Genomic DNA, 6,000 nt, shown 5'->3' on the forward strand with positions numbered 1-6,000 from the left:
TGCGCCTCGATGAGTTCCGCGCCTGATGAACCTTAAAACCTTGTCGGCTTGAAAGAGCCATTTTTTATGTTAGGTTTCTCATCAGGCTGGTAGGCCGTTCATGTCATCAATAATCAGTCTTCGCAAAACCAGTGGGGTAACATTTAAATAGGTTCACAATGACGCCAGCTTTAGGCGACAAATACCGTGTGTTGTGTCGTAATGGCCCACGCTATCCGGGCGAGTTTATTAGCCAATGCACAGGCCACGATATTAGAGTGCTTTCGTTCAAGCTGCTGCTTAACCCAGTCAGCCAGTTTTCCCTGCCGGTGCTCAATCTGTTGCATGAATGACCGGGCGCAGAGTACCAACAGTTGCCGGAGCGTCTTATTACCCCGTTTACTGATACCCAATAAGGTCGTCCTTCCCCCGGTGCTGTACTGGCGGGGAACCAAACCCGTCGAGGCCGCAAAATCCCGGCTGCGAGAATATTGTTTTCCATCACCCAGTTGTGAGGAAAGCACACTCGCCGTGATGGGACCAATACCGGGGATCGTCATCAGCCGTTGTCCGGTATCATCCTGAATGATTTCCTGTGACAGTGCGGTCTCAATCTCGGTGATTTGCCCAACCAGATAGTGATAATGCGCCTGTAACCGTAGTAATATTTGCACCAAATAAGGGGGAAGAGGATGTTCGGCCAAAACAGTGGAGAGTCGTTTTATCACGGCAATCCCCCTTGGGCATACTGATGCCAAACTCAAGCAGGAAAGCTTGCATCTGATTGGTGGTTTTGACTTTATCCCGGACCAGTGATTCCCGGACACGATGCAACGCTCGCATGGCTTGTTGGGCTTCCGTTCTGGGCTGAACAAAACGCATTGAAGGTCGTGAGGCGGCTTCACAGATGGCTTCCGCGTCAATAAAATCATTCTTGTTACTTTTGACAAAAGGACGGACAAACTGCGGTGAAATCAGCTTAGCCTCATGCCCCAAATCAGCGATCCGCCTTGCCATGAAATGCGCGCCAGCACAGGCTTCCATCACAACCGTTGCCGGAGAGCAATCGGCTAAGAATTCCATCAATTTAGTTCGGGTGAATTTTTTACGTAGCAGGGCTTTTCCCGATTGCTCCTGACAATGGACATGAAAAGAATGCTTGCCGAGATCGATGCCAATCAGTGCGATAGTGTTCATGATGGTAGCCTCTTATCAAAGATAATCACTCTGCTAATATACTGCCGTTAGAGTGAGGGGAGCCATCTCATTACCTTGGGGCATTTATGCAGCAATCTTTTCTGTCCAAGAATGCTCCGTTTCGTCACCTAATTTTACGCCCGGATACCAATGCTCAATTAACAACGTAGGTTTTCATGGTGAGGAGCCGGATAAGTATGTTTATTTGTTCATTCTATCGCCAATTGAACAAAGTGCCCCACGGATTTTTATGCTCTCCTTATATTGGCTATTTTTGCCCATCCCCCGATAGGGTTCAAAGCTGATGAGGAAAAAAATGGGTACTCAGTTAGCGCTAAGATTTTAATACTCTTTTGCCGTGTTCTCTCAGTTCCCCATCTGGCCCTACATTCTCCTACTGACATACAGTAGCGGCAGAATTCCTGCCGCCTGATATTTAGCTTGATTTATATGGCTCATTCGTCGTATTATCAGGCCTCATTTTTCGGTAGCGCCCCGACTGGCGAAGGAGTAAAACCCATGCAATTATTTCCCCTGTTAGTTTCCCGTGCCGCGCCGGCGGCCACAGATAGCCATTGCCTGCTGCAGCGGTTCAACACCCTCCGGAACATGCCATGCCGGCTTGACCTGAAATCAGATTGCTACCTGCCTTCACGCCCTTTCCTATCCAGACAGGAAAAATGCAACCGGCCACCGGGTATGCCCTGCGGGAACTGGTTCAGCAATTGCAGCCGGGAATTCACCTTAACGGGGCGCAATTATCAGGAAGGCCATATGAAACAGGTTTATTACGACGAGGGCTGGAGTGGCCCGAACAAGTACACGTTTGAGGTATATCAACTGGAGAATGGCACATTCCGGGCGCTGGCTCGCAAATGGAACGGCAAAATCAATAAGGTTCAGCAGGAAACTCAGTTCCTGTCGGACACGCGCGAGGGGCTGAAGCATCAGGATTACCCCCGCACGCGCCAGGTGAAAATATTTCTGAATTCTGACTTCTGGGAGAAAGGTAATGATTAAGATGGTTAGCGTGGTACCGCAGCCAGAAACGGTGAAGGCGATCCGTGAAAAAATGGGCATGACGGAAACCGCGTTAGGGGCGGTAATGGGATACGAACTGCGCGCCTGGCAGCGAAAGGAAGCCATCAGCGACGATCTCAGTCAGTATAACAAAACCAGTCTCCGTCCTGGCGAATACAACATGCTTATGCTGATCACCGGCGTTCATCCTGATTACTGTCTTGATAAGGTATTCAGCCCAGATGACATGGTAAAAGATCCTGCCATGGCCGCAGACGTTCGCCGGTTACGTATGGCGCTGGGGCTGAAACATGCGGAAATTGCGGCGCTGTTTGGCTATAAGCCGGCGTCCTGGCAGACCAAAGAGAAGGCGGCGCAGCGCGGCGTTAAGCTCAAGTCTGGTGAGTTCAATTTCCTTCTGCTTCTGGCCGGTGAACATCCTTCACTGAAGCTGGTTGAGAAGGTGAAATAACACCGGCAAGCCTGAATTAAGAGGACCATTATGATTACGATACGCCGGCTACTTATTTTGCGCCTGTAACGCTTACGGGTTGCGACCTGGCCGATTATTTCCCGAAAGAGCCTCAGCCAGTACCCGTGATTTCCCCCGGCTATCAGGTATACATTAATGGCCACGCGGTGCTGGTATCGGGATTTGATGACTGCCAGCTTAGCTGACCACGCAGCTGAAACTGACCAGAAGGGCTGCATTGTACTGTCAGAGGATCGTACTGAGGTGAAGGTACGACTGAATCAGCCAACCGGTGCCGTTACTGAAACCTGGCGGATCATCCGTGAAAAGGACACGCACAATCGTGACATCATCCGTCTGCAGCGCCCGAACGGTGCGTTCGTGATGACTGCAACCCCGTAGGAGGTGTACTGTGAAACAGAAGACAAAGGCTCAGAATCCGCTAAAGAAATATGAGCGGATGTTGGCTGCGCGTCAGGCCCGGACCAGTCTGCCACCCGTTATCAGAGGCTCATTAGTGGCGATTGCGGTGGTATGTGTTGCCATGCTGCTGCCCTATGTCATCAGCCTGCCATGCAAGCCGGGAACGTTGCTGCTCGCCTCGCTGCTGATAGCTCTCTGCGCAGGTGTTTATGTTATGCACCGACACCGGTGTATAGCCCTAATCCTGCGCGTATCGCTTCCTGACGCCCGAAAAGAATAATTACGGCGTTTGTGTGGAGGTTATGAATGGAGGCGCTGAGAATCGCTCTGAGCGTGCATCGGGGCGTCTACGGGACAGGACGAACCAAAACCGCTCCTCCGTCTCCCTTTTCCCGAACTCTGAACCTCTTCAAAATAAAAATTACAGGGGAAGGAGTCTCCCGAAATTAAAATGAAAATCCGCGAAAAATTTGTTGTGATAATGGCTCATTAGACGTATAATAATTACATCGAAAGGCAATCAGGTCTTTCGCGGTAGCGCCCCGGCTGGCGCAGGAGTACAGCAAATGTCAAATGAAACTATTCAACATCCCATCACTGCAAACATTATCCCCACTAACCGCCGTATGGCCTTCCTGCCTCGCTTATTTGGTGCCTGGTACCTCACAGGTGAGGCGGGTGTCTACAACCACGCCCGAACCCTTTGTGCGGGGTATGAAGGTGGTTCATGGGAGTTTGTCGAACTGTCTTGCGGTAGCGGCTTTATGTACCCGCTGAGCGCAGAGCGTTTCACTGTATCGGTTAGCGGCAACTGGTTTGAAGGGGAGTTGTCCGCAGAAGCTACCGGCATCGTGCTGACGCTGTTCACCCTGAACCACATGATCTGGCACGCACATGATGCAGGCTATGAGCACATCTGTGACATGCTGATCACCCAGCAGGAAAAGCTCAAGTTGTATGCCGACCAGCACGCAGAAGCCGGTTTGATTTACCGCGCGATTGACTGACACTACGGCCCCCGTGAAGGGGGCCAATACTGACAGGGGGAAGCATGTTAACTCAAACTGACATACGCGCCAGCAACACAGTGCTGGTCACGGAATTTGGCGGTGTGCGTGCAGTGCATTTCTGCGTACACGATAAACTTAGCGGCAGCGACAGCGATCTTTGGTTCCCGTTGGCTGATGGTGCTGACCTGTTCGAGGCGCTGGAAACCATCATGTGCCTCAACTATGCCGCCGCTAACGTAGTCTCGCTGGAGTTCCTGCGGCAGAACGGGCAGTGCAAAGACTACCGGATCACCTACAACAAGCCCAAATTGCGGCCGATTTAATAAACTATGAATAATAATAATGTTCAATTATGAACATTTTTTTCAGTAAAAAATACGTCTGATGAGTTGATTTAATGGCTCGTTAGACGTATAATTTAATTACTGAATCGGCAAGGGGCTGATTCCGGTAGCGCCCCGACTGGCGAAGGAGTGGAAATGAGAGAAGCAGACCAGAAAAAAGTTAATGCAGTGATGGCCATCGCTGATTACCTCGGTGTAAAAAATCAGATTGAGGTGATCGAATACTCTTCCGAATCCGTTCAGGTAGAGTGGCGAAATCCTAAAACAAATCAGCTTATTCATCGTGATTTTACCTTTGCAATTTCGTTCGTAAAAGACTTTGAAAAAGCTCTGAAATCGAGTGCTGACAGCGCTCCAGATATCATAGAGCAGGTTGCCGCCAGATATCGCCCCGCCGCACAACGTTACTGGATAACCACCATGGCGAATATTGAGAGGGTAAAGCGAGGTTATCAGGCGAAAATCAGGACGTCCAGAAATACCGGGGCGGGATGACCCATCTAAATACTAGGCTGTGTCCCTTAATTATTTAATCGTCTGTAAAAGAGCCTAATACAGCCTAATTTCACCATCGACAGATAGTTTCGCGCTGTTTTTTCATAACGTGTTGCAATACGTCGATTGCTTTTAAGAAAACTGAAGCCGCGTTCAACAACATTGCGGTCACGATACGCTTGTTTATCAAATTGCGTACGGCCATCTGCACTGCCTTTTTCGTTGATTTTATACGGAATAATGCTTTTAATTCTCAGCTTACGCAGATAACCGCGGCGTTTTCCCCCCGAATAGCCTTTATCTGCCAGTACCGCTTTGCCACGCCTTTTCATGAAACCATTTTTACGTTGTATACCAATGCCGTCGAGCAACGGGATTGCAGATTGACTTTCGTGAGCTTGCCCCGCCGTTAAAATCAGGTTGAGGGGAAAACCTTTTCCGTCGGTTGCCAGGTGGATTTTGGTGCCATAACCACCGCGGGAGCGGCCCAGCGCATGATCGTCAGCGATATCAGGATGTTTTTTTTTGCCCCTGCGGCATCTTTACTGGCGCGAATATTGCTCCCATCCAGGCAAATTTCAGACCAGTCAATCAAGCCTTTTTCATCAAGAATGGACAGTAACCGATTAAATATCTTGTTGATAATGCCCGATTTTGACCCGCGGTTAAATCGATTATAGACCGTTTTCCAGGGACCATAGCGCTCAGGTAAATCGCGCCACGGTGCCCCTGAGCATAACACCCAGAACATCCCATTCATCACACGGCGGTGTTCAACATGTGGACGTCCTGCTCGCTTTGAATGTACAGGGGGCAAACAAGGTTCTATCAATATCCAAGCGTCATCAGGAATGTCGTAGCGGGCCATCATCTTTTTCCAGTATTAAACTAATTAGATGATAATACTATCAACTTACATTAAGGGACACAGCCTAATACTAATGCTAATGTATGCGTTACTATGAGGGGTTAGTGTAGGAAAATCATCTCACACACGTTAAAAAATCTGGAAAATAATCAATCACTGTCCATTCTATATACATGGACAGTGATATTTTTC

8 protein-coding genes and 1 pseudogene are annotated in these 6,000 nt (G+C 49.3%); 7 read left to right on the top strand and 2 right to left on the bottom strand.

Translation table 11 applies throughout. The features are described 5' to 3' along the window. Nucleotides 1-170: 170 nt before the first annotated feature. Nucleotides 171-1,176 (bottom strand): annotated as a pseudogene (locus tag ACGF5R_RS15255) (IS110 family transposase). A gap of 519 nt (nt 1,177-1,695) precedes the next feature. Here ACGF5R_RS15255 and ACGF5R_RS15260 point away from each other — a divergent pair. The 7 genes from ACGF5R_RS15260 to ACGF5R_RS15290 all read left to right on the top strand — a co-directional run bounded on the left by ACGF5R_RS15260 (nt 1,696) and on the right by ACGF5R_RS15290 (nt 4,940). Continuing rightward, nucleotides 1,696-2,196, top strand: coding sequence for a hypothetical protein (locus ACGF5R_RS15260; protein ID WP_387691587.1), 501 nt, complete (start codon nt 1,696-1,698; stop codon nt 2,194-2,196). Further along, nucleotides 2,189-2,668 (top strand): hypothetical protein, encoded by a 480-nt coding sequence (locus ACGF5R_RS15265; protein ID WP_387691589.1) that lies wholly within the window; start codon nt 2,189-2,191, stop codon nt 2,666-2,668. The genes ACGF5R_RS15260 and ACGF5R_RS15265 overlap by 8 nt, the downstream gene beginning before the upstream one ends. Nucleotides 2,669-2,854: 186 nt before the next feature. Continuing rightward, the gene (locus ACGF5R_RS15270) at nt 2,855-3,070 is read left to right on the top strand and encodes a hypothetical protein (RefSeq protein WP_387691590.1); all 216 of its coding nucleotides are present in this window, start codon (nt 2,855-2,857) and stop codon (nt 3,068-3,070) included. Between the two features lie 10 nt (nt 3,071-3,080). Then, a complete protein-coding gene (locus ACGF5R_RS15275; protein ID WP_387691592.1) occupies nt 3,081-3,371 on the top strand; it encodes a hypothetical protein in 291 nt (96 codons plus the stop codon). Between the two features lie 286 nt (nt 3,372-3,657). Beyond that, nucleotides 3,658-4,098 carry an antirestriction protein gene (locus ACGF5R_RS15280; RefSeq protein ID WP_387691594.1) on the top strand — a complete coding sequence of 147 codons (441 nt, stop codon included), beginning with the start codon at nt 3,658-3,660 and terminating at the stop codon, nt 4,096-4,098. Nucleotides 4,099-4,142: 44 nt separating this feature from the next. Next, the gene (locus ACGF5R_RS15285) at nt 4,143-4,424 is read left to right on the top strand and encodes a hypothetical protein (RefSeq protein ID WP_387691596.1); all 282 of its coding nucleotides are present in this window, start codon (nt 4,143-4,145) and stop codon (nt 4,422-4,424) included. Nucleotides 4,425-4,580: 156 nt separating this feature from the next. Then, nucleotides 4,581-4,940, top strand: a complete 360-nt coding sequence (locus tag ACGF5R_RS15290; RefSeq protein ID WP_387691598.1) for a hypothetical protein — start codon at nt 4,581-4,583, stop codon at nt 4,938-4,940. Between the two features lie 26 nt (nt 4,941-4,966). Here ACGF5R_RS15290 and ACGF5R_RS15295 read toward each other — a convergent pair. Beyond that, a protein-coding gene (locus ACGF5R_RS15295; protein ID WP_387691607.1) for an IS5 family transposase occupies nt 4,967-5,808 on the bottom strand; the annotation gives its coding sequence in 2 pieces (ribosomal slippage) (nt 4,967-5,466 and nt 5,466-5,808; 843 coding nt in all). Nucleotides 5,809-6,000 lie beyond the last annotated feature (192 nt).

This window comes from Photorhabdus sp. RM71S, assembly GCF_042879355.1.
GTDB lineage: Bacteria > Pseudomonadota > Gammaproteobacteria > Enterobacterales > Enterobacteriaceae > Photorhabdus > Photorhabdus kayaii.